At 67.1% G+C, this 21,199-nt stretch carries 23 protein-coding genes; 2 read left to right on the forward strand and 21 right to left on the reverse strand.

All coding sequences use genetic code 11. From position 1 onward, the window contains the following. Positions 1 to 30 precede the first annotated feature (30 nt). Positions 31 to 1,161, forward strand: coding sequence for a PilT/PilU family type 4a pilus ATPase (locus A3Q7_RS0115275; RefSeq protein ID WP_026224889.1), 1,131 nt, complete (start codon positions 31 to 33; stop codon positions 1,159 to 1,161). A 15-nt stretch (positions 1,162 to 1,176) separates the two neighbouring features. On the opposite strand, the gene A3Q7_RS0115280 is transcribed toward A3Q7_RS0115275, so the two are convergent. The 18 genes from A3Q7_RS0115280 to A3Q7_RS0115365 all read right to left on the reverse strand — a co-directional run bounded on the left by A3Q7_RS0115280 (position 1,177) and on the right by A3Q7_RS0115365 (position 17,233). Next, the gene (locus A3Q7_RS0115280) at positions 1,177 to 1,392 is read right to left on the reverse strand and encodes a hypothetical protein (protein WP_018412775.1); all 216 of its coding nucleotides are present in this window, start codon (positions 1,390 to 1,392) and stop codon (positions 1,177 to 1,179) included. Beyond that, entirely contained in the window at positions 1,389 to 2,570 is a 1,182-nt protein-coding gene (locus tag A3Q7_RS0115285) for a multidrug effflux MFS transporter (RefSeq protein WP_018412776.1), read from the reverse strand. The genes A3Q7_RS0115280 and A3Q7_RS0115285 overlap by 4 nt, the downstream gene beginning before the upstream one ends. Then, positions 2,567 to 2,974, reverse strand: a complete 408-nt coding sequence (locus A3Q7_RS0115290; RefSeq protein WP_018412777.1) for a hypothetical protein — start codon at positions 2,972 to 2,974, stop codon at positions 2,567 to 2,569. The genes A3Q7_RS0115285 and A3Q7_RS0115290 overlap by 4 nt, the downstream gene beginning before the upstream one ends. Positions 2,975 to 2,991: 17 nt before the next feature. After that, a complete protein-coding gene (gene metF / locus A3Q7_RS0115295; RefSeq protein ID WP_018412778.1) occupies positions 2,992 to 3,831 on the reverse strand; it encodes a methylenetetrahydrofolate reductase [NAD(P)H] in 840 nt (279 codons plus the stop codon). Next, on the reverse strand, positions 3,824 to 4,600 hold the full coding sequence (locus A3Q7_RS0115300) for a TlyA family RNA methyltransferase (RefSeq protein WP_018412779.1): 777 nt from the start codon (positions 4,598 to 4,600) through the stop codon (positions 3,824 to 3,826). The genes metF and A3Q7_RS0115300 overlap by 8 nt, the downstream gene beginning before the upstream one ends. Before the next feature lie 122 nt (positions 4,601 to 4,722). Next, entirely contained in the window at positions 4,723 to 6,906 is a 2,184-nt protein-coding gene (locus tag A3Q7_RS0115305; protein WP_018412780.1) for a primosomal protein N', read from the reverse strand. A 360-nt stretch (positions 6,907 to 7,266) separates the two neighbouring features. Then, on the reverse strand, positions 7,267 to 8,334 hold the full coding sequence (hemE, locus tag A3Q7_RS0115310; protein WP_018412781.1) for a uroporphyrinogen decarboxylase: 1,068 nt from the start codon (positions 8,332 to 8,334) through the stop codon (positions 7,267 to 7,269). Between the two features lie 60 nt (positions 8,335 to 8,394). Continuing rightward, the gene (locus A3Q7_RS0115315; RefSeq protein ID WP_018412782.1) at positions 8,395 to 9,840 is read right to left on the reverse strand and encodes a TrkH family potassium uptake protein; all 1,446 of its coding nucleotides are present in this window, start codon (positions 9,838 to 9,840) and stop codon (positions 8,395 to 8,397) included. Continuing rightward, positions 9,840 to 11,243, reverse strand: a complete 1,404-nt coding sequence (gene trkA / locus A3Q7_RS0115320) for a Trk system potassium transporter TrkA (RefSeq protein WP_018412783.1) — start codon at positions 11,241 to 11,243, stop codon at positions 9,840 to 9,842. The genes A3Q7_RS0115315 and trkA overlap by 1 nt, the downstream gene beginning before the upstream one ends. Before the next feature lie 106 nt (positions 11,244 to 11,349). Next, positions 11,350 to 11,982: an urease accessory protein UreG gene (gene ureG, locus A3Q7_RS0115325; RefSeq protein ID WP_018412784.1), complete on the reverse strand. Its 633-nt coding sequence runs from the start codon at positions 11,980 to 11,982 to the stop codon at positions 11,350 to 11,352. A 138-nt stretch (positions 11,983 to 12,120) separates the two neighbouring features. Continuing rightward, entirely contained in the window at positions 12,121 to 12,798 is a 678-nt protein-coding gene (locus tag A3Q7_RS0115330; RefSeq protein WP_018412785.1) for an urease accessory protein UreF, read from the reverse strand. Beyond that, positions 12,795 to 13,304: an urease accessory protein UreE gene (ureE, locus tag A3Q7_RS0115335; protein WP_026224891.1), complete on the reverse strand. Its 510-nt coding sequence runs from the start codon at positions 13,302 to 13,304 to the stop codon at positions 12,795 to 12,797. Before ureE ends, A3Q7_RS0115330 begins: the two co-directional genes overlap by 4 nt. Before the next feature lie 117 nt (positions 13,305 to 13,421). After that, on the reverse strand, positions 13,422 to 15,134 hold the full coding sequence (gene ureC / locus A3Q7_RS0115340; protein ID WP_018412787.1) for an urease subunit alpha: 1,713 nt from the start codon (positions 15,132 to 15,134) through the stop codon (positions 13,422 to 13,424). Positions 15,135 to 15,141: 7 nt separating this feature from the next. Further along, positions 15,142 to 15,357, reverse strand: a complete 216-nt coding sequence (locus A3Q7_RS0115345; protein ID WP_018412788.1) for a hypothetical protein — start codon at positions 15,355 to 15,357, stop codon at positions 15,142 to 15,144. 51 nt (positions 15,358 to 15,408) lie between these two features. Continuing rightward, positions 15,409 to 15,717 (reverse strand): urease subunit beta, encoded by a 309-nt coding sequence (locus A3Q7_RS0115350; RefSeq protein ID WP_026224893.1) that lies wholly within the window; start codon positions 15,715 to 15,717, stop codon positions 15,409 to 15,411. Positions 15,718 to 15,759: 42 nt separating this feature from the next. After that, positions 15,760 to 16,038, reverse strand: a complete 279-nt coding sequence (locus tag A3Q7_RS0115355; RefSeq protein WP_026224894.1) for a hypothetical protein — start codon at positions 16,036 to 16,038, stop codon at positions 15,760 to 15,762. Between the two features lie 9 nt (positions 16,039 to 16,047). After that, positions 16,048 to 16,350, reverse strand: coding sequence for an urease subunit gamma (locus tag A3Q7_RS0115360; RefSeq protein ID WP_018412791.1), 303 nt, complete (start codon positions 16,348 to 16,350; stop codon positions 16,048 to 16,050). Positions 16,351 to 16,369: 19 nt separating this feature from the next. Beyond that, complete coding sequence (locus tag A3Q7_RS0115365) at positions 16,370 to 17,233, reverse strand: urease accessory protein UreD (protein ID WP_018412792.1); 864 nt, start codon at positions 17,231 to 17,233, stop codon at positions 16,370 to 16,372. Between the two features lie 159 nt (positions 17,234 to 17,392). Here A3Q7_RS0115365 and A3Q7_RS0115370 point away from each other — a divergent pair, with 159 nt between their 5' ends. Next, entirely contained in the window at positions 17,393 to 18,226 is an 834-nt protein-coding gene (locus A3Q7_RS0115370) for a S1 family peptidase (RefSeq protein WP_018412793.1), read from the forward strand. A 13-nt stretch (positions 18,227 to 18,239) separates the two neighbouring features. Here A3Q7_RS0115370 and A3Q7_RS0115375 read toward each other — a convergent pair whose 3' ends face one another. The 3 genes from A3Q7_RS0115375 to A3Q7_RS0115385 form a co-directional block, all read right to left on the reverse strand. Then, positions 18,240 to 19,367, reverse strand: a complete 1,128-nt coding sequence (locus A3Q7_RS0115375; protein ID WP_018412794.1) for an HD-GYP domain-containing protein — start codon at positions 19,365 to 19,367, stop codon at positions 18,240 to 18,242. A gap of 84 nt (positions 19,368 to 19,451) precedes the next feature. Beyond that, positions 19,452 to 20,039, reverse strand: a complete 588-nt coding sequence (locus A3Q7_RS0115380; RefSeq protein ID WP_018412795.1) for a nucleotidyltransferase family protein — start codon at positions 20,037 to 20,039, stop codon at positions 19,452 to 19,454. A gap of 125 nt (positions 20,040 to 20,164) precedes the next feature. Beyond that, on the reverse strand, positions 20,165 to 21,193 hold the full coding sequence (locus tag A3Q7_RS0115385; RefSeq protein ID WP_018412796.1) for an XdhC family protein: 1,029 nt from the start codon (positions 21,191 to 21,193) through the stop codon (positions 20,165 to 20,167). Positions 21,194 to 21,199 lie beyond the last annotated feature (6 nt).

Genomic DNA, 21,199 nt, shown 5'->3' on the forward strand with positions numbered 1-21,199 from the left:
CAGTACACCCCACGCCCGCGGAGAGCGCAGATGGAAAGAGACCAGGCCCTCAAATTCATGTACGACCTGCTGCGCCTGATGGTGACCAAGCGCGGCTCGGATCTGTTCGTGACCGCCGGATTTCCGCCCGCCATCAAGGTCGACGGCCGCATCATCCCGCAGTCCAACCAGTCGCTCACGCCGCAGCACACGGCCGAACTGGCGCGCGCCATCATGAACGACCGCCAGGCGGCCGAATTCGAGTCGACCAAGGAATGCAATTTCGCGATCTCGCCGGCCGGCATCGGCCGCTTCCGCGTGAATGCCTTCGTGCAGCAGGGCAAGATCGGCGCGGTGCTGCGCACCATCAATTCCAAGATTCCCACGCTGGACGAACTGAACCTGCCGCCGGTATTGAAGGACGTGGCGATGACCAAGCGCGGTCTGGTCATCTTCGTCGGCGGCACCGGCACCGGCAAGACCACCTCGCTGGCGGCCCTGGTCGACTGGCGCAATACCAACAGCTACGGCCACATCATTACGATCGAGGATCCGATCGAGTACGTGCATGAGCACAAGAACTGCGTGGTGACCCAGCGCGAGGTCGGGCTCGATACCGCGGACTGGGAAATCGCGCTGAAGAACACGCTGCGCCAGGCGCCCGACGTGATCCTGATGGGTGAAATCCGCGACCGCGAAACGATGGAGCACGCGATCCAGTTCGCCGAAACCGGCCACCTGTGCCTGGCCACGCTGCACGCCAACAGCGCCAACCAGGCGATAGACCGCATCATCAACTTCTTCCCGGAGAACAAGCGTGAACAGTTGCTGATGGATCTGTCGCTGAACCTGCGCGCGATGATTTCGCAGCGGCTGGTGCCTCTGAAGGAAGGCAAGGGTCGCGCGGCAGCGATCGAAATCATGCTGAATTCGCCGCTGATCGCCGATCTGATCTTCAAGGGCAATGTCGGCGACATCAAGGACGTGATGAAGCGTTCGCGCGAACTGGGCATGCAGACCTTCGACCAGGCGCTGTTCGATCTGTACGAAGCCGGTCGCATCAGTTACGAGGACGCGCTGCGCAATGCCGATTCGGTCAACGACCTGCGGCTGCAGATCAAGCTCAACAGCAAGGAAGCGAAGGACCGCAACCTCAACACCAGCGGTCTCGATCTGGTGTGACGGTGCGGCGGCTCTTCAGCAGCCGCACTGGCGTATCACCGGTCTGATCGCCAGCAGTTCCAGCGTTTCGTCCACGCTCAGTCCGGATTCGAGCAGGGCCGCACCATCGAAGCACCAGGACAGGTCGGTGTGCGGTTCCAGCACGGTCTGACCGGTGCTGCTGTCGAACACCTCGTGCAGCCAGAAATTGTGCTCGCTGCGGCTGCGTACCTGGAAACGTCGCTCGCTCATGGATGCTTCGCGCGATAGCGCAGCCAGGCCAGCCAGCCGACGAGGATGAAACCGGCCATGCCGCACGCCAGGTGCAGCGGTTCGCCCCACAGCAGCGGCACCACCAGTCCGGCGGCGGCGGCGTTGGTGAGCGACTGTGCGAACGCCTGGCAGGACGACACCATGCCGCGCGATCTGGGAAACAGTTCCAGTGCCAGCAGCGACAGTATGGGCATGGCCAGTGCCTGCCCCACGTTGTACAGCGCGATCGGCAGTACCGCCCAGGGCAGCGCCGCCGGCATCAGCAGATTCATCGCGACATTGATGAAGGCCGCGGCAAGCATGATGGCGTAGGCGATGCGCAACTGCGTGGCCTGCGGCATGCCGCCGGCGAGTCGCCGCGACAGCCAGGAACCGGTCATCATGCCCGCCACGGTCGGACCGAACAGCCAGGCGAAGCCCTGAGGCGACACGCCCAGGTGATCGATCAGGAAGGCGGGTGCCGACATCACGTACAGGAAGAAACCGGCGAAGTTCATCGACACCGCGATCACCAGCGCGCGCAGCGCCGGACTGGAATACATGTGCAGGTAATCGCGCGCCAGCTTCACCGGATGCAGACTGCGCCGATGCGCCGGGTCCAGCGTTTCCGGCAGCCGGAACCAGCACACTCCCCACATCACCGCGGCATACAACGCGAGAAAGCCGAATACCGCGCGCCAGCCGAACAGGCCGTACACCCAGCCGCCTATGATGGGGGCCGCGGCCGGGGCCAGCGCGAACAGCAGCTGTATCGTGCTCATCAGGCGCTGTGCCTCGCGGCCGTCGAACAGATCGCGCACGACGGCGCGTCCCACCACCATGCCGGCGCCGGCGCACACCCCCTGCAGCGCGCGCGCGATCCACAGATGTTCGATCTGCGTGGCCAGCGCGCAGGCGACCGAGGTGATGAAGAACATGGCCAGCGACCACAGCACCACGCGCCGCCGCCCCAGCGCGTCGGCCAGCGCACCGTGCCAAAGCGTCATCAGCGCGAAGGCAGCCAGATAGATGGTGAGCGACTGCTGCACCTCGAGCCGGGTGGCACCCAGATCGGCGGCGATGGCCGGGAAGGCGGGCAGATAGGTGTCGATCGCGAACGGACCGATGGCCGTCAGGCCGGCCAGGGTCAGCGCAAGGCTGCGCGGCGAGCGGCTCACTCTGCCGGTACCGCGGCAGGCGCCGTCATCGGCATGAGCGATCGTTCTGCATCCGGCACATCGACCACGCGCACATCGTCGACGAAATACTGGGTTTCGCCGAAGCAGGAGGTGGGCACACCGATATGCTGTTCGTAATGAAGCGACACGCGCTTTCCCATGCTTTCATTGAGTTTCTTCGCGACTTCGGGATCGCGCACGCTGAATTCGAACTTCTCGGTCAGCGTGCCGGGCATGGTCACCATGGCCAGCTCGCCTTCCCAGGTCTTGCAGATCCAGCCCTTGCTGGAAAACTTCTGCACGTAGCCGGCGCGCTCGCCGCTGGAATAGCTCCAGTTCAGCACCAGCCAGGTGTAGCCGCCGAACAGCGCGATGAGTGCCGCAAGTACCGAGAACAGGCGCATGGGTGGGCTCCGTCCGCTCAGAGGCCGAGCCGCTGCCAGATGGTCGACGTGAGTCCGGCCTGGTTCAGCGTGTAGAAATGCAGGCCCGGCGCGCCGCCGGCGAGCAGCCGTTCGCACAGCGTGGTCACCACGTCCAGGCCGAAGGCTTTCACGGATGCGGCGTCGTCGCCGAAGCTTTCGAACTTGCGCTGCATCCAGCGCGGGATTTCCGCGCCGCAGGCCTCCGAAAAGCGCGAAATTTTCGAGAAATTGGCAATCGGCATGATGCCGGGGTAGATCGGTGCATCGACACCGAGCGCACGCGCGTCATCGACGAAGGCGAAGTAGGCGTCGGTGTTGTAGAAGTACTGCGTGATCGCCGAATCGGCACCGGCCTGCATCTTGCGCACGAAGTTCTGCAGGTCGCGGCCGGCATTGCGCGCCTGCGGATGCACTTCCGGATAGGCCGCCACCTCGATGTGGAACCAGTCACCGGTTTCCGTGCGGATGAACTCCACCAGTTCGTTGGCGTAGCGGAAATCGCCCGGGTCGACCACGCCCGACGGCAGGTCGCCGCGCAGCGCAACGATGTGGTGGATGCCCTCGTCGCGGTAGCGCTGCAGGATGGAGCGGATGTTGTCCCGGGTGGACCCGATGCAGGACAGATGAGGTGCGGCATTCAGACCTTCCGCCTTCATTTCCAGCACGGTGTCCAGTGTGCGGTCGCGCGTGGTGCCGCCCGCGCCGTAGGTGACCGAAAAGAAGGCGGGATTGAGCTGCCTGAGCTGGCGACGGGTCGCACGCAGCTTTTCCGCCCCCTCTTCGGTGGCGGGAGGAAAGAATTCGACGCTGCAGACGCGTTGTGAAGTGTCAGTCATGATGGTCGGGGGCCGGGCGCCGGGCCGCGAACAGGAAGAACTCGCGGTTGCCGTCACCGCCGGTGATCGGGCTGTCGAAATAGTCCAGGGTGCGCAGGCCGTTCTCGTCGGCGAAGCGGCGCATGCGCACTTCCAGGGCAGGGTATTGTGCCGCATCGCGCACGATGCCGCCGTTGCCCAATGCGTCGGGTCCGAGTTCGAACTGCGGTTTGACCAGCGCAAGCACCCGTCCATGCGCTGCCAGCAGTGCCGCCCAGCGCGGCAGCAGCAGCGTGAGCGAAATGAAGCTGGCGTCGCACACGATGAGGTCGAAGCCACGCGGCGGCAGGTGCGGACCCAGCATTGCCGCATCGAGTGCGCGCGCATTCAGGTGTTCCAGACAGGTGACGCGCGCATCTTCGCGCAGCCGTGCGGCCAGCTGGCCATGGCCGACATCCACGCCGACCACGCCTTGCGCGCCCTGCTGCAGCAGGCAGTCGGTGAAGCCACCGGTGCTCTGGCCGACGTCCAGGCACACCTGTCCCGCCACATCGATGCCGGTCCGTGCCAGGGCGCCGGCGAGCTTGAGTCCGCCGCGCGACACATAGCGGTCTTCCGGCGCGGGCTGCACCCGCAGTTCGGCGCTGTCCGGGATGTCCTGCGCCGGTTTGGTCACTGACGTCAGTCCGGCCACGTCGACCATGCTCACCCGACCGGCGGCGATCAGGCCCTGCGCGGCGGTGCGTGAGCGGGCAAGCCCGCGTGCGACAAGCAATTGGTCGGCTCTCATGGTGTTCCGGTATCGATGCAAGTCCTTGATTGTAAAAACGGCTGCGCGGCGCCCGCTTTCGCGGTGACCCGCGCACCTGCCCTCGTTTCATCATCGTGTCCGGGGGCGGAAGGTCCTTTCGGTCACACGTCCACCGGATCCACGTCGACATGCCAGCGCAGGCCGCGCGCCAGACGCAGCCGGTACAGATTGGCGATCCAGGGCTGCAGCAGCGCGCGCAGTGCGGGCCGGCTGCGCGACTCGACGACGAGCTGGGCGCGTTCGCGGTTGGCGCGCCGGACCATGCGCATCGGCACCACATCGTAGATCTGCACGCCTTCCACCTGCAGGGCCCGCGCCGCGCGTCGTGCCGCCTCGAGGAACTCAAGCGCCACAGGCAGTTCCGGCGCGTCGGCGCTCAGCAGCGCCTGGAAGCCGTGCGGCGGCAGGCCGAGCAGCGCGCGCTCGGCCAACTGGCTGCGCGCGAAGCCATCGAAGTCATGGGCGACCAGCGCGGCGAACAGGGGATGTTCCGGTTGCGCGGTCTGTATCAGCACTTCGCCCGCGCTGTCGCCGCGTCCGGCCCGACCGCCGACCTGCATGAGCTGGGCGAACAGTCTTTCCTGCGCGCGGAAGTCGGCGGCGTGCAGCGAGGCATCGGCCCCGATCACGCCCACCAGCGTGATGCGCGGAAAATCATGGCCCTTGGCCAGCAACTGGGTGCCGACCACCAGATCCACCTCTCCCTGGCGTATCAGGTCGAGCTGGGACTGCCAGTGTTCGCGTCCGCGCACATTGTCGCGGTCTATGCGCAGCAGCCGCGCCTGCGGGAAGCGCTGCGCCAGCGTCTCCTCCAGCCGCTGCGTGCCGCGGCCATAGCCCTGGATGTCCTGGTTGCCGCATTTCGGGCAGGCCGGCGGCACCGGACCTTCGGCGCCGCAATGGTGGCAGCGCAGCCGGCGGTCGGCCGCGTGCAGTACCAGATGGGCGCTGCACTGGGTGCAGCCGGCAGCCCAGCCGCAGGCGGGGCAGCTCAGCACCGGCGCGTAGCCGCGGCGATTGATGAAAAGCAGGGTCTGTTCGCCGCGCGCCAGCCGGCTTTCTATGGCGTTCACCATGGGCTGGCTCAGACCGTCGGTGGCGCGGAATACGCGGCTGTCCACCAGGTGCACCGCGGGCAGCTTCGCCTCGCCGGCGCGCGCATTCAGGCGCAGCCAGCGATAGCGGCCGTCCATGGCATGGCGCAGCGACTCCAGAGACGGGGTGGCACTGCCCAGCACGATGGGCACGTTCTCGTTACGCGCGCGCCAGATCGCTACATCGCGTGCCGAATAGCGTACGCCCTCGGTCTGACGGAACGAAGGATCGTGCTCCTCGTCCAGGATGATGCAGCCCAGGCGCGGCAGCGGTGCGAAGACCGCGAGCCGGGTGCCGAGCAGGATGTCCGCTTCGCCCGACTGCGCCGCCGCCCACGCCATGGCGCGCGCGCCATCGCTCATTTCACTGTGCATCACGTGCAGGCAGGCGCGCGGGAAGCGGGCGGCGACGCGCGCCTGCAGTTGCGGGGTGAGCGCGATTTCCGGCACCAGCAGCAGGCTTTGCCGGTCGTTGGCGATCTGCGCTTCGATCAGCCGCAGATAGACCTCGGTTTTGCCGCTGCCGGTGACGCCGTGCAGCAGGCTGGCGCGGTACCCGTTGTCGCCCAGCAGTGCAGCCAGTGCCGCCGCCTGTCCTTCGGTCAGCACATGGGCCGGTTCGGCCGCGACCGCAGGCTGGGCCGGCTCCAGCCAGCCCTGTTCGAGCAGGCGGACGATGGCTGTCCGCGCGCGCGTCGACAGCGCGCACAGTTCGGCTTCCGACATTTCGCCGGCCGCGATCAGGGCCTGGATGAGCTTGCGGCCTACATCCCGCGTCGGCAGATCGTCCATGCCCGACCGTCCGGCCGCTGTTACCCGGTAGCGGCGGAGCGCCCGTTCCGCCCGCCGTGCACTGATGGCGGGCGGTGCCGCCATCGCGGCGACCTCGCCCACCGGTTGCTGGTAATAACCGGCGATGAAGTCGACCAGGGCGCGCCAGGTCGCCGGCAGCGGCGGCGTGGCGCGATCGAGCGCGAGCAGGGGCTTGATGCGCTCGGGCGCAAGCTCGCCCACGTCCTTGCGGCCCCATACGATGCCCCACAGTTCGCTCCGCCCGAAGGGCACTTTCACGCGGTCACCCGGCTCGGTATCGGGAAAATCGCGCGCGTCGTAGTCGAACAGCGCCGGAATGGGGCGGGGCAGGGCCACCTCGACCAACGATTGTGACAGTTTTGCTGCGGTGCTTTCCAAGCTCTGGCGCCGAGTGTTAATGGATTCAGTGGCTTGCGTCATGTCGTTCAACAAGACTCGGCGTTTCTCTGTGCAAGACACTCATCCGGCAGGTTTTTGGCTGCCCGAAAAGCTGTGGATAACTTTGTGGGAAACTTCGTTGCAATCCGTCATACAGGACTTCTGAACGCTCACCAAAAAAGATTCCCACCGTCAAGAAAAAATTTTTCCTTTGAAAATCATTCTGTTGGCAGGGCGGTGTCCGGAGGCAAACAGGACTTTGGCTTGCAGGCGACGTGTGAGGGCGACTGTGCATAAGTCAACCCCTTCAAGCAAACGACATGCACGCAAACAGGGCGTGTACGCGCCCTGTTCCTGGATTCATCGCCCCCGGATGGCGCGGCTGTGGCGATGCACCTCGTCGACCAGCGCGGCAACGTGCTCGGGCGGTGTGTGTTGCGATATGCCGTGGCCCAGGTTGAATACATGGCCGGGATGATTGCCGTAGCTGTCAAGGATGCGGCGTGCTTCCGCACGTATGCCTTCCGGCTGCGCGAACAGCGCGGTCGGATCGAAATTGCCCTGCAGCGCCACCCTGTCGCCCACGCGCCGGCGGGCTTCGCCGATATCGGTGGTCCAGTCCAGCCCGAGCGCGTCGGCGCCGGTTTCGGCCTGCATTTCCAGCCACTGTCCGCCGCCCTTGGTAAACAGGATGACCGGCACGCGCTGCCCGTCCTTCTCCCGTGTCAGGCCCTGCACGATGCGCTGCATGTAGGCCAGCGAAAACTCGCGATAGCCGTGCGCCGACAGTGCGCCGCCCCATGAATCGAACACCATGACGGCTTGCGCGCCCGCCTCGATCTGCGCATTCAGGTAGTCGGTGACCGCCTGGGCGGTGACGCCCAGCATGTGGTGCAACAGTTCCGGCCGGTCCAGCATCAGCGTCTTCAGATGCCGATAGTCGTCCGATGCCCCGCCTTCGACCATATAGCAGGCCAGCGTCCACGGACTGCCGGAAAAGCCGATCAGCGGCACGCGCCCGTCGAGGGCGCGGCGGATTTCACTCACCGCATCAATGACGTACGACAGCTCCACCGTGGGATCGGGTGCCGCCAGCGCGCGGATGGCCTCTTCCGAACGCAGTGGACGTTCGAACTTCGGCCCTTCGCCCTCGGCGAAATACAGGCCCAGCCCCATGGCGTCCGGCACCGTCAGGATGTCGGAAAACAGGATGGCGGCGTCCAGCGGGAAGCGCTCCAGCGGCTGCAGCGTCACTTCGCAGGCCATGGCGGGCGACTTGCACAGGTTCAGGAAGCTGCCGGCGCGCCGACGCGTCGCACAGTACTCGGGCAGGTAGCGACCCGCCTGCCGCATCAGCCAGATCGGCGTGTGGTCCGTGGGCTGGCGCAGCAGCGCGCGCAGGAAGGTGTCGTTGCGAAGTGTGGCCATGGAATGTCCCGGAGGTTCAGTACGCAAGGATAGCCGATGGCGTGCCTGCCCGCCGCCCGCTCATTTGCGCCAGAATCCCGGGCTGAAGATGATGAGCAGCGACATGACCTCCAGCCGGCCGAGCAGCATGGCGAAGCTGCACACCCAGGTCTGGAAGTCGCTCAGCCCCTGGTAGTTGCCCGCCGGCCCGACCACACCCAGGCCCGGCCCCGCATTGTTGATCGTCGCGATCACCGCGCTGAAGGCCGACATGAAGTCCAGGCCCGACAGAAGCAGCACGAAGGTGAGCAGCACCACGCTCATGAAATAGAGGAAGATGAAGCCCAGTACGGACTGTGCGACCGATTCCGGCACGCAGACGCGGCCGACCTTGAGCGGGATCACCGCGTTCGGGTGCACCAGCCGCAGCATGTCGCGCCGCGCCTGCCCGATCAGGATGAGGGTGCGCACCATCTTGATGCCGCCGCCGGTCGAGCCTGAACTGGCCGTGACGCAGGACAGGAAGAGCATCCACAGCGGTACGAAGATCGGCCACTGACCGTAGTCAGTGCTGGCGAACCCGCAGTCGGTCGCGATCGACACAAGGTTGAAACTCACGTGGCGCAGCGCCGTCCAGTAGCCCGGATAGGTACCCGTCCAGACCAGGTAGCCGGCCAGCAGCGCACTGCTTCCCAGGCAGGCGATCAGCACGCCACGCACTTCGAAATCGGCCAGATAGACGCGCAGGGAGCGCCCGCGGAACGCGAGGAAGTGGGTGGCGAAATTCATGGCCGCGATCAGCATGAACACGGTGAGCACGCCCTCGATCCAGGGCGAATCGAACGCGCCGATGCTGGCATCGCGCGTCGAGAAACCGCCCAGTCCCATTGCGGCAAAGGCGTGACAGATCGCGTCGAACCAGTCCAGACCGGCCAGTTTCAGGGCCAGCACGCACACCAGCGTGATGCCCAGATACACCAGGTAGAGCGCCTTCGCGGTATCGGCGATGCGGGCGGTGAGCTTGCTGTCCTTCATCGGCCCCGGCGTTTCCGCCTTGTAGAGCTGGCTGCCGCCCACGCCGAGCAGAGGCAGGATGGCGACCGCGAACACGATGATGCCCATGCCGCCTATCCAGTTCAGCAGATGGCGCCACAGATTGATCGATTGCGGCGCGTGGTCCAGACCGGTCATCACGGTGGCGCCGGTGGTGGTGAGGCCGGACATCGTTTCGAAGAAGGCATCGGTGAAGCTCATGTCATGCGCCAGCACCAGTGGCAGTGCCGCGATCGACGACATCAGTATCCAGGACAGGGTCACCAGCAGGAATCCGTCGCGTGGCTTGAGTTCGCGCATGTGGCGGCGGGTCGCGATGTAGAGCAGGGCGCCGCCGGCGGCGCTGATGGCCATGCTGTCGATGAAGTTCCACACCATGCCGTCGTGGTAGATCAGCGAACACAGTATCGGAGCGAGATAGGTCAGGCTGAAAACGATCTGCAGCCGGCCGAGGACATTCGCGACATGCAGCATCAGAAGAATCCGAGTCCGACCTGGAACAGTTTTTCCACCCGGCTCACCATGCGCCGGTTCGCGCAGAACACGACGACATGGTCGTCCTCCGCGATCACCGTGTCGTGATGCGGCATGATGACCTCGTCGCGCCCCCGCTCATCGCCGTCGCCCTGCCGTCGCCGGACGATGGCGCCTATCATTGCGCCCTCGGGCAAGCCGATCTCGTCTATCCGACGTCCCACCACCTTGGACGTGCGACGGTCGCCGTGCACCACCAGTTCCAGCGCCTCGGCGGCACCGCGCCGCAGGCTGTGAACGGCGACCACGTCGCCGCGGCGCACGTGAGCCAGCAGAGAGCCTATGGACACCTGGGCGGGCGAGATGGCCACATCGATGCGGCCGGCCTGCACCAGGTCGACATAGGCGCGCCGGTTGATCAGTGCCACCACCCGATGGGCGCCCATGCGCTTGGCCATCAGCGAGGACATGATGTTGTTCTCGTCGTCATTGGTCAGCGCGAGATACAGATCCATGTCGTCGACGTTTTCCGCCTCGAGCAGCATTTCGTCCGTGGTGTCGCCCTGCAGCACCAGCGTGTCGTGCAGGCTGGATGCAAGGAATTCCGCGCGCGGCCGCGAGTGTTCGATCAGCTTCACCTCGTAGTTCTTTTCCAGCGACGCGGCGAGCCGGAAGCCGATATTGCCGCCGCCGGCGATCATGAGCCGGCGCATCGGCTTGTCCAGCGGGCGCAGTTCGGCGGTGACCGCGCGCACCGATTCGGTGGCGGCCAGGCAGAACACCTCGTCGCCCGGCTCGATCACCGTGTCGCCATCCGGCGCGATCGCGCGGTCATGCCGGAATATCGCGACGATGCGCGCATCGATGTGTGGCAGATGCTCGCGCAGCGTCTTGATCTGGCGGCCTACCAGCGGCCCGCCGCCAACCGCGCGCACGGCGATCAGCGTGATGCGGCCGCCCGCGAACTCGATCACCTGCAACGCTTCCGGGAAGGCGATCAGGCGCTTCAGGTAATCGGTGACCTCCTGCTCCGGGCAGATCGAGAAATCGACCGCGAAATTGTCCTCGTCCAGCAACTGCGGATGGTCGGTGTAATCCATCGAGCGCAGCCGGGCGATGCGGGTGGGCAGGTTGAACAGCGTGCGCGCGATGCGGCAGGCGCACAGATTGGTCTGGTCGGACGCGGTGACCGCGACCAGCAGGTCGGCATCGTCGGCGCCCGCCTGCGCCAGCACGGCCGGGCTCGCCGCATTGCCGACCACCACACGCAGATCCAGCCTGTCCTGCAAGGCCTGCAGGCGTGGCACATCGGTATCCACCACCGTGATGTCATTGGCTTCCGACACCAGATTTTCGGCGACCGACGAACCGACCTGACCTGCTCCGAGAATGATGATCTTCACGCCATGGCCCGCTGAGGAAAGTGGCGCGAGTGTAGCGGGAATGGCAGGTGGCCGGCTTGATCAGGGTCTGACCGCCCGGCCGCCGGATGGCGGGTGTGCCGCGGGTTCAGCTTGCGGTACCGGCCAGCATGCCTTCCCTCTCGATGAAGGCGATGATGGCATCGAGGTTGTGGCCGGTCTTCATGTTGGAGAACAGGAAGGGGCGCTCGCCGCGCATCTTCTTCGCATCGCGCTCCATCACCTCGAGCGAGGCGCCCACCATGGGCGCGAGATCGATCTTGTTGATGATGAGCAGATCGGACTTGCAGATGCCCGGCCCGCCCTTGCGCGGAATCTTGTCGCCCGCCGCCACGTCGATCACATACAGCGTGAGATCGGACAGTTCCGGGCTGAAGGTGGCTGCCAGATTGTCGCCGCCGGATTCGATCAGGATGATTTCCAGCCCGGAGAAGCGCGCGTTCAGCCGCGCCACCGCCTCCAGATTGATCGACGCGTCCTCGCGTATCGCGGTATGCGGGCAGCCGCCGGTTTCCACGCCGACGATGCGCTCCGGCGGCAGTGCCTCGTTGCGCACCAGGAATTGCGCATCCTCCTCGGTATAGATGTCGTTGGTCACCGCGGCGATGTTGTAGCGGTCGCGCAATGCGCGGCACAGCGCCAGCGTGAGCGCGGTCTTGCCGGAGCCGACCGGGCCGCCTATGCCCACGCGCAGCGGCGGGCGGGGAGTGGATGCGGTCATTGTGCTGTCCTTTCGTCAGTGTCAGTCATCATGTTGCCGCGGCATGAGCGTCCACCGGTCGCGATGCGGCTGCGCATCATCCGCCGCTGGCGATTCATGGCCTGTCGCGACCGGCGAGCGCAGTCGCAGGAGACGGGGTCATGAGCGGAACAGCCGCGAGTACTGGGTTTCGTGCCGGCAACTGGCGATCGCCAGGCCGGGCGCGAAATTGCTCCATGCCTCGCGCGGCAGCGCAGCCGCGCGCGCCACATGTGGCGGTATCGCCTCGCCCAGCGCCATGAGCAGGCGCTGGCCCGCGGTCTGGCCCAGCGGCACCGCCTTGATCGCCGCCATCACCTGGTTTTCCGCCCAGGCCCAGGCCCAGGCGGTCAGCGCATCGTCCACCGGCACCGCCAGCGCGACGGCAGCCGCCGACCATGCGGTGGGATAGGCCACCTCGCCCAGCGCGCGCAGGGGTGCCGCCACCGCCGCGCAAGCGTCCAGCGCCTGCACGAGCTGCACGCAGGAATAGCCCATCTGCACGGTTTCGGCGCGCAGTTCGGCCGCTTCACGGCTGGCCAGGTAATCGTCGTTCAATTCGCGCACAGCGGCCGGATCGTCCGCCGCCCAGGCGCGCATCAGCGCCGCCAGCAGCGGCAGTTCGAACTGCGCGATGCCGGCGTCGAATACCGCCGCTATCCACTCGCCGGCATCGGCTTCGCTGCGGATGGCGCCGCTATCCACCTGCCACTCCAGGCCCTGGGAATAGCTGAACGCGCCGACCGGCAGCGTCGGGCTGGCCAGATGCAGCAGGCGCACCAGCGCAAGCGGAGTCATGGTCGCGATCCGAACAGATGCAGCCGCGCGCCGGTCTCTTCCGCATGGGCATGCGCATGGTGGGCCGGGTGGCCACCATAGGCGCCGGCTTCCGGTTCGAAGGGCGCACGGGTGACGGCGACAGCCAGGCCCAGGCCTTCCAGCATCTGCGACAGCACATGGTCGGCCGCCAGCCGCAGCAGGCCCGGCTTCACCTCGACCGCCACATGGCGATTGCCGAGGTGATAGGCAGCGCGCGCGAGCAGCAGCGGGTCGTCGCAGCGCGCCTCGATCACCTCCTCGTCCGCCGCGCGCACCGCCACCACCCGGCCGTCGCTGCCGGCCAGCCGGTCACCGCCGCGTAGTATGGTGCCGCGCGGCAGGAACAGCCCGACCTCTTCGCCCGAATCCAGGCGCGTGCGCAGCCGGCACTTGGCGCGCAGTTCGAAGGTCAGCGTCAATGTATCGGCCGGCGCGGCGTCGGCCGGCGCGGCGTCGGCCGGCGCGAAGGTTTCTATCAGCAGCATGAAGTCCGTTCCAGCGCGGTGAGTGCCCAGGCGGCAGGTGTCCGCGCGCATCGATGCGGTGCGTGACGGATCCGCCTGCCTCACCGATGCCGGCAACCGTCGCCGGCACCGCTACATTCAGAAGAGGAAATACCGCTGTGCCATCGGCAGCACCTCGGCCGGTTCGCAGCTGAGCAGTTCGCCGTCGGCGCGCACCAGGTAGTTCTCCGGATCGACCTCTATCGTCGGTTGCCAGTCATTCAGCACCATGTCGGCCTTGCGCAGCGTGCGGATGTTGCGCACCGGCTCGAGCCGCTTCGCCAGGCCCAGCCCGGTGACGCGCGGATTGTTCATCGCCGCCTGCGACACGAAGGTGAGCGAGGTCTTGAGGCCGCCGGCATAGCTGCCGAACATCGGCCGGTAATGCACCGGCTGTGGCGTCGGGATGGAGGCGTTCGGATCGCCCATCGCGGCGGCGGCGATCATGCCGCCCTTCAGGATCAGGCTGGGCTTGACGCCGAAGAATGCAGGGCGCCACAGCACCAGATCGGCCAGCTTGCCCGGCTCGACCGAGCCGACGATGTGACCGATGCCGTGCGTGATGGCCGGGTTGATCGTGTATTTCGCGATGTAGCGGCGCACGCGGAAATTGTCGGCGGCCGGCGAACGGCCCTGCGCGTCGGACAGCGTGCCGCGCTGCACCTTCATCTTGTGTGCCGCCTGCCAGGTGCGGATGATCACCTCGCCGACGCGGCCCATGGCCTGCGAGTCGGACGACATCATCGAGAAGGCGCCGAGGTCGTGCAGGATGTCCTCCGCGGCGATGGTTTCGCGGCGGATGCGGCTTTCCGCGAACGCCACGTCCTCGGCGATGCCCGCATCCAGGTGGTGGCACACCATGAGCATGTCCAGATGCTCGTCTATGGTGTTCACCGTGTACGGCATGGTCGGGTTGGTCGACGACGGCAGCACATTGGGCAGGCCGGCGGCGCGCAGGATGTCCGGCGCATGGCCGCCGCCCGCGCCTTCCGTGTGGAAGGTGTGGATGGTGCGGCCCTTGAATGCATCGATGGTGGCTTCGACGAAGCCCGATTCGTTCAGCGTGTCGGTGTGGATGGCCACCTGCACGTCCATCTCGTCGGCCACCGACAGGCAGGTGTCGATGGCGGCAGGCGTGGTGCCCCAGTCCTCGTGCAGCTTGAGGCCGATCGCACCGGCTTCGACCTGTTCGCGCAGCGGCGCCGGCTGCGATGCGTTGCCCTTGCCGAGGAAGCCGAGATTCATCGGGAAGGCGTCCGCCGCGGACAGCATGGAATGGATGTGCCAGGGCCCCGGCGTGCAGGTGGTGGCATAGGTGCCGGTGGCCGGCCCGGTACCGCCGCCCAGCATGGTGGTGACGCCGGACATGAGCGCCTCTTCGATCTGCTGCGGGCAGATGAAGTGGATGTGGCTGTCTATGCCGCCCGCGGTGACGATCATGCCTTCGCCGGCGATGATTTCGGTGCCGGGGCCGATCACGATGCCGACACCCGGCTGGATGTCCGGATTGCCGGCCTTGCCGAGGGCGGCGATGAAGCCGTTCTTGATGCCGATGTCGGCCTTCACGACGCCCCAGTGATCGATGATGAGCGCATTCGTGATGACCGTATCCATCACGTCGGCGGCGCAGCGCTGGCTCTGGCCCATGCCGTCGCGTATCACCTTGCCGCCGCCGAACTTCACCTCGTCGCCGTACACGGTGTAGTCGCGCTCGACTTCGACCCACAGCTCGGTGTCCGCCAGCCGCAGGCGGTCGCCGGTGGTCGGGCCGAACATTTCCGCATAGGCCTGCCGGCTGATGCGTGTGCTCATGCGCGCGTCAGTCCCTGAACATGCTGCGCGAACGCGCGGCGCGACGGCGCATCCACAGGGCGCCCAGGCCACCGGCCACGGCGGCGGCGACCAGCAGCGCGATGTGGTCGGGCTCGCTCATCAGGTGCAGCAGCGTGCTGCCGACATTGCCGTGATGCCCGCCCGGATGGGCAAGGGCGGCGCTGCTGGTGGCGAGGGCAATCAGGGGGGCGATCATCTTCATGTCGGGTCTCCGGTGGTGTCATCCATGGTGGCGGGGTGGAGGCGGAAGGGATCAGTCGAGCGGGCCCTGTATGCGGCCCTTGAATCCATAGACCTTGCGTTCGCCGGCCAGCGCGACGAGCTGCACGGTGCGCAACTGTCCGGGTTCGAAGCGCACCGCGGTGCCGGCGGCGATGTCGAGCCGGAAGCCGCGTGCCGCCGCGCGGTCGAAATCGAGCGCGTCATTGGTTTCAGCAAAGTGGTAATGCGATCCGACCTGTATCGGGCGGTCGCCGGTGTTGCGCACGTCCAGCGTCAATGTGGGCCGGTCGGCGTTCAGTTCGATGTCGCCGTCGGCGACCTGCATCTGTCCGGGTATCAGTGACATGTCATCGGGGGCGTGGGAGTGTCAGTGGAGGCGCGCTCAACCCGAACGCGCACCAAAACGGTAATCGCGGGCCGGCTTCATGCCCTCGGACGGTGCCGCGGGCTCGCGTCGGCGTTCGAGCATTTCGCGCACCAGCAGCAGGCTCACCAGGAGCTCTTCGTCGTCGGTGCGCTCCTCGATGTCGGCCAGCGTGCGCACACGATAGTCGAGATCGGTGCGCAATGCGTCGAGATTGACCGACTCGCCCAGAGTGCGGCGCACGCCCAGCTTGAAACGCGCCAGCCGGCGCGCGAGCTCCATGTCGTCGTCACTCACGGCGCGCCCTCACGGAATCGGATGATGAACGGTGACCAGCTTGGTGCCATCCGGAAACGTGGCTTCCACCTGGATGTCGGGAATCATTTCCGGCACCCCTTCCATCACGTCGGCGCGCGTCAGCAGCGTGGTGCCATGGCTCATCAGTTCCGCCACGGTGCGGCCGTCGCGCGCACCTTCCATGATGGCGGCGGTGATGTAGGCGACCGCTTCCGGGTAATTGAGCCGGAGACCGCGCGCCTTGCGGCGCTCTGCCAGCAGCGCGGCGGTGAAGATGAGCAGCTTGTCCTTCTCGCGGGGTGTCAGTTCCATATTGTTCTGTGTGTGCCCGTCAGGTGTTCCAGATGCGCGGCGTACGCGCAGGCCGTCCGGTCATGGCCGGACGTATCAGCGCCCAGAGATGCACGAACCATGCCCGGGCTTCCTGCGTACAGCCGCCACGATAGCGCGCAATCAGCATGCCGGGCAGACGGGTGACTCCGCAACTGCTCGCCTTGCCTGTCGGTGCCGGCACGGCGCGACAGCCGGCGAGCAGGGCGTCGTCGGCGTCGAAGCCGGCCGCGATCAGGCTGCCGAAAACCGGTGCGCCCGCCAGCCCCGCGGGCGAACCAAGCAGCGGACCGCCACCTTCCAGTCGCGCCTGTTCCAGCCATCGCGAGCGCCCGTCGATGCGGATGCGCGTATCCAGTGCAAGCGTGCCGGACGTGAAGCGTTCGCCGCTGGCGGTGCGGCCGAGGCACCACAGGTCCATGCCGATGAACAGCCCCCCCGTGTCGATGTCTATCGTCGCCGCGCTGTGCGCTCGCGCACCGTCGAACACGATGGATTCCTGCGGCAGCCATTCCACCATGGCACCGGCCGCCACCTTCAGCGAAAGGTCCGCGCGCGCCTGGCCGCCAGCGCTGCGGTACCACTTGGCGGCGCCCGGCGTGGTGACGAGGGCATGCGCGCCGCTGCCGGCGGCGATGTCCATCTGCAGCCGGTCACCGCCGGCGATGCCGCCCGGTGGATGCAGCAGCAAGGTGTGGCAGATGTCGCCACCCTCCGGGTAGAGCGGCTTCTGCACGCGCAGCGGACCGACGTGCATGCGGCGGGTGAGCACCGTGCGGCCGCCCTCGGCGGTGTAGCCCAGCGTGATGCCCGCCTGCCAGCCGGCTTCGTTGCCGACGGGTGCGGAAGAAAGTATCGATGTCATGTCGGGTTGGTCCGGCGATGGAACCGGGCCGGATGTCCAGGGTCTGTTGCTCGCGTGCGTGACTGCGGATCGACCGGCTGTCCGTACCGGACGGTCGGACCCGCCGGGGCGAAGCAAGCACGACATGTGCCCAACCCGCAAGGAAAGAAAGTAGCCATCATGAGGGAAGCGACACGCGGCCTGCTGTGGGCCTGCATGGTACTTGCGCCGGCAACCCCGTGGGCGGCCGACACGACGACCGACATCCTGCAGCGCATTCCTGCCGCCGCGCGCACGGTGTTCCAGCTCTATGCCCAGGGTGAGCGCGGCACCTCCAGCGGCTCGGCGGTGGTGGTCGGTCCCGGTCTGCTCGCCACCAGTTGCCATGTGCTCAACGGTGCCACGCAGGCGGTGGTGCTGCAGACAGGCGATGCGCTGCCGGTCGCGCTGGTGGCTGCGGACTGGCGGCGCGACCTGTGCATCATGCGCTCCGACCAGATCGATGCGCGCGCCGCTCCGCTCATTCCGGCCAGCCAGGTGAACAAGAACGACCCGGTGGTCAGCATGGGCTTCACCGCCGGGCGCTTTGCCTACGATCTGGGCGAGGTCACGCAGACTTATTCGATGGCGGGCAGTCGCGTGCTGCGCGGCAGCGCCGCCTTCGCCGCCGGCGCGTCGGGCGGCGGTCTGTTCGATGCCGAAGGACGGCTGGTGGGCATCCTTACCTTCTACAGGCTCAGCCGCGACAAGAGCATGTTCTTCGCCATCCCGGCCGATTGGGTACCCGAAGTGCTGGCACGCGGCATACAGCCTCGCCTGCCCGGCGTGCAGCCGTTCTGGGCCGACGCCCAGGATGCCCGTTTGCCCTTCCTGCAGGCGGTGCAGTACGAGTTCGAGGGGCGCTGGGATCGGCTCGCCGACCATGCGCGGGACTGGCTGGCGCGCGAGCCGGCTGCGCTCGAGGCGCAGGACACGCTGGATCTGGCGCTGAGCCGGGTCGGCGGCGCTCACTGAGCACGGCAGGCGCTCAGGCGCTCAGGCCGAAGCGCTGCTGTATGCCCTGTACGGCCGGCAGGGCGTCGCGCAATGCGCACACGCACACCGGGTCGAGCTTGCCCGCGTCGCGCATGCGGCCCAGTTCGTCGAAGGCATCCTCGTTGTGCCAGGGCTTCTTGTACGGGCGCTCGGATGTGAGTGCGTCGAAAACGTCGGCGATGGTGACGATGCGCGCCTCCAGAGGAACGGCGTCGCCGCTCAGGCCGCGCGGGTAGCCACTGCCATCCATCCATTCGTGATGCGCGCCGACGATGTTGCGCAGGGTGGACAGATAGGGGGTCGTGGCGAGCCCGGCCTCCTGCATCACCTCGTCCACCAGTTTCACGCCGAGGTCCACATGACCTTGCATGATGGCGCGCTCGTCGTCGGCCAGCCGCCCGGGCTTGAGCAGGATGCTGTCGGGTATGCCCACCTTGCCGATGTCGTGCAACGGGGCGAACAGATAGACATGCTCGACAAATTCGTCGTCGCGCCCGAACCGGGCCGCCACCCGTTGCGCGATCAGCCGCGAATAGCTCGCCATGCGGTCGAGATGGCGTCCGGTCTCGATGTCGCGCAAATGGGCCAGGCCGCGCGCGATCTTCACCATGCCCTCGACCGCGTGCGAAAGATTGAATACGTTCAGCACCGACAGCCGGCACAGTTGCACGTGAATCTGCAGCGCAGCCGGCAGCGAGCCGTCGAAGGCGGCCGGCTTGCGCGAATCGAAGAACAGGAAGCCGAGCAGCGCACCGGCCTGATAGAGCGGCACGGTATAGCTGCTGCGGTAACCGTGACCGAGCAGCCACAGCGTGTGTTCGCCGTGCGGAGCGGGCAGGCGGGTGAGGTCGCTGATGATACGGCTGGTCCGTCGCAGCGCCAGTTCCTCGAGCGAGGGTACCTCGCTGAGCAGCTTCTGGTAGCGGTCGAGCGGGTCGCTCACATCGCTGCTGTGCACATAGGTTTTCAGCAGCGCGTGCCGGGCGTCGTAGAGCGCGATGGCGATGCGGTGCACCTGCGGATGACCTTGCCTGATCTGGTCATGCAGCCAGGCCATCTGCTCGGTCAGCGATGTGCCGCCGTCCTCACTCAATGCATCGAACGATACCTGTCGGGTCATGTTCGGCGTGTCCTCGTGCAGCGGGGTTCGGGCTGCGGGTGCCAGCCGGGGCGGGTTTCCGGCTGATGCCGATGATAAGCGCAATCAGCCGCGACCGGACAGGGGTCGGGTCAGATCGGCAGGACGGTCCACGTCGCGCAGTACGCCGTCGTCCGGGCTGTCCACGCACACCACTTCATGCCCGGCGAGCAGGCTGCGCGCGCCCTGGTCGCCATCCAGTTCGCTCAACAGCGGATACCAGGCGGCGCCGAAAGCGGCCGGGTGGCCGCGTCGGCCGTCATGGAAGGCGGCGGCGAGGCGCAGCGGGTGGTCGATCGCACGGGCCACGCGGGCGATGGTATCGGGCGGCAGCCAGGGCATGTCGGCCAGCGCGACCAGCCAGCCGTCGGCCCCGGCGGTTTCGCGCACCGCGTGCGCCAGGGCCGAGCCCATGCCGCGCTCGGCGTCGTGGCTTTCCAGCACGCGGCAGCCGGCGTCGCGCAGCACTTCGGCCAGTGCGGCGTGGCCTGGCCGGATCACCGCGATGCTGCCGGGCAGCGCGCTGCACAGTGCGCGCGCAGCGTGCCAGGCGACGCTGCGGCCGTCAGCCAGCGCAGCCAGCAGCTTGCTGCTGCGGCCGCTCGGGTCGAAGCGCCGGCCGTAGCCGGCGGCGAGCAGGATGCCCTGCATCATCGGCCGATGTGCCGGCGACCGGGATACGGCGTGCCGACGCGCCGGAACGATGACGGAGGGGGGGTGTCGTGTGCCCGGCGGACGCACGCCGTTGGTGCTCGAGTCCGCGCGGGCGGGCGCGAGATTCAGTTCGGGCTGAGCGTGCACGACGACAGCGTGTCGGCGGCGATGTCGAGTGCAGCCCTGGCGTCGCGCACATTGAGAAGCGTGTCGGCGGCGGCGCCGTTCTTCATCGCCACCAGTTCCGCGGCGATGGATACCGCGATTTCGGCTGGCGTGCGACTGCCGATGTACAGCCCGGCCGGTCCGCGCAAGCGGTCGATCTGCGCCTCGCCCAGGTCGAACTCCTTCAGCCGTTCCCGACGCGCATCATTGTTGCGCCGCGAGCCGAGCGCGGCGACGTAGAAGGCGGGCGATTTCAGCGCCTCCATCAGCGCCAGGTCATCGAGCTTGGGGTCGTGCGTGAGCGCGATCACCGCGGTGCGTGCGTCCGGCTGCATTGCGATCACCACATCGTCCGGCATGCCACGCGTAAGCGTGGTGCCGGGCACTGACCATTCCTCGCTGTATTCCTCGCGCGGGTCGCACACGGTGACCGCGAAATCCAGCGTCTGTGCGATGCGGGCGAGGCTGGCGGACAGTTGTCCTGCGCCGATCAGCAGCAGCCGGTAGCGCGGTCCGAACACGCTGATCAGCGTGTGGCCGTCGAAATGCAGCGCCTGGTCGGCGTGGCCGGCGTGCAGCACGGCGCGGCCGCTGGCGAGGTCGAGCCGGCGGGTGAGCAGTTCGCCGCGGGCCAGCCGCGCCAGCAGCTCGTCGAGGGCGTCGGCGTCGGCGAGCGGTTCCAGCACCAGTTGCAGCGTGCCACCGCAGGGCAGGCCGAAGCGGCGTGCCTCATCCGCGCTGACGCCATAGCTCACCGCATGCGCGCTGTGCGGCATGCCGTCACGACGCAAGCGGTGCATCAGATCGTCCTCGATGCAGCCGCCGGACACCGAACCGACCGCGCGGCCGTCCTCGCGCAGCGCCAGCAGCGCACCGGGCGGCCGCGGCGACGAGCCCCAGGTGCGCACCACGGTCGCCAGCATGACGCGGTGGCCGTCGCGCAACCAGTCGCGGGCGCGGGTCAGTACGTCGAGATCAAGGCTGTCCATAGGTCA

Source organism: Methyloversatilis thermotolerans (genome assembly GCF_000372885.1).
Lineage (GTDB): Bacteria > Pseudomonadota > Gammaproteobacteria > Burkholderiales > Rhodocyclaceae > Methyloversatilis > Methyloversatilis thermotolerans.

Coding starts and splice junctions, on each gene's coding strand:
- A3Q7_RS0115275 (WP_026224889.1), top strand. CDS start 31: ATGGAAAGAGACCAGGCCCTCAAATTCATGTACGACCTGCTGCGCCTG.
- A3Q7_RS0115280 (WP_018412775.1), bottom strand. CDS start 1,392: ATGAGCGAGCGACGTTTCCAGGTACGCAGCCGCAGCGAGCACAATTTC.
- A3Q7_RS0115290 (WP_018412777.1), bottom strand. CDS start 2,974: ATGCGCCTGTTCTCGGTACTTGCGGCACTCATCGCGCTGTTCGGCGGC.
- metF (WP_018412778.1), bottom strand. CDS start 3,831: ATGACTGACACTTCACAACGCGTCTGCAGCGTCGAATTCTTTCCTCCC.
- A3Q7_RS0115300 (WP_018412779.1), bottom strand. CDS start 4,600: ATGAGAGCCGACCAATTGCTTGTCGCACGCGGGCTTGCCCGCTCACGC.
- hemE (WP_018412781.1), bottom strand. CDS start 8,334: ATGGCCACACTTCGCAACGACACCTTCCTGCGCGCGCTGCTGCGCCAG.
- A3Q7_RS0115315 (WP_018412782.1), bottom strand. CDS start 9,840: ATGCTGCATGTCGCGAATGTCCTCGGCCGGCTGCAGATCGTTTTCAGC.
- ureG (WP_018412784.1), bottom strand. CDS start 11,982: ATGACCGCATCCACTCCCCGCCCGCCGCTGCGCGTGGGCATAGGCGGC.
- A3Q7_RS0115330 (WP_018412785.1), bottom strand. CDS start 12,798: ATGACTCCGCTTGCGCTGGTGCGCCTGCTGCATCTGGCCAGCCCGACG.
- ureE (WP_026224891.1), bottom strand. CDS start 13,304: ATGCTGCTGATAGAAACCTTCGCGCCGGCCGACGCCGCGCCGGCCGAC.
- ureC (WP_018412787.1), bottom strand. CDS start 15,134: ATGAGCACACGCATCAGCCGGCAGGCCTATGCGGAAATGTTCGGCCCG.
- A3Q7_RS0115345 (WP_018412788.1), bottom strand. CDS start 15,357: ATGAAGATGATCGCCCCCCTGATTGCCCTCGCCACCAGCAGCGCCGCC.
- A3Q7_RS0115360 (WP_018412791.1), bottom strand. CDS start 16,350: ATGGAACTGACACCCCGCGAGAAGGACAAGCTGCTCATCTTCACCGCC.
- A3Q7_RS0115365 (WP_018412792.1), bottom strand. CDS start 17,233: ATGACATCGATACTTTCTTCCGCACCCGTCGGCAACGAAGCCGGCTGG.
- A3Q7_RS0115370 (WP_018412793.1), top strand. CDS start 17,393: ATGAGGGAAGCGACACGCGGCCTGCTGTGGGCCTGCATGGTACTTGCG.
- A3Q7_RS0115375 (WP_018412794.1), bottom strand. CDS start 19,367: ATGACCCGACAGGTATCGTTCGATGCATTGAGTGAGGACGGCGGCACA.
- A3Q7_RS0115380 (WP_018412795.1), bottom strand. CDS start 20,039: ATGATGCAGGGCATCCTGCTCGCCGCCGGCTACGGCCGGCGCTTCGAC.
- A3Q7_RS0115385 (WP_018412796.1), bottom strand. CDS start 21,193: ATGGACAGCCTTGATCTCGACGTACTGACCCGCGCCCGCGACTGGTTG.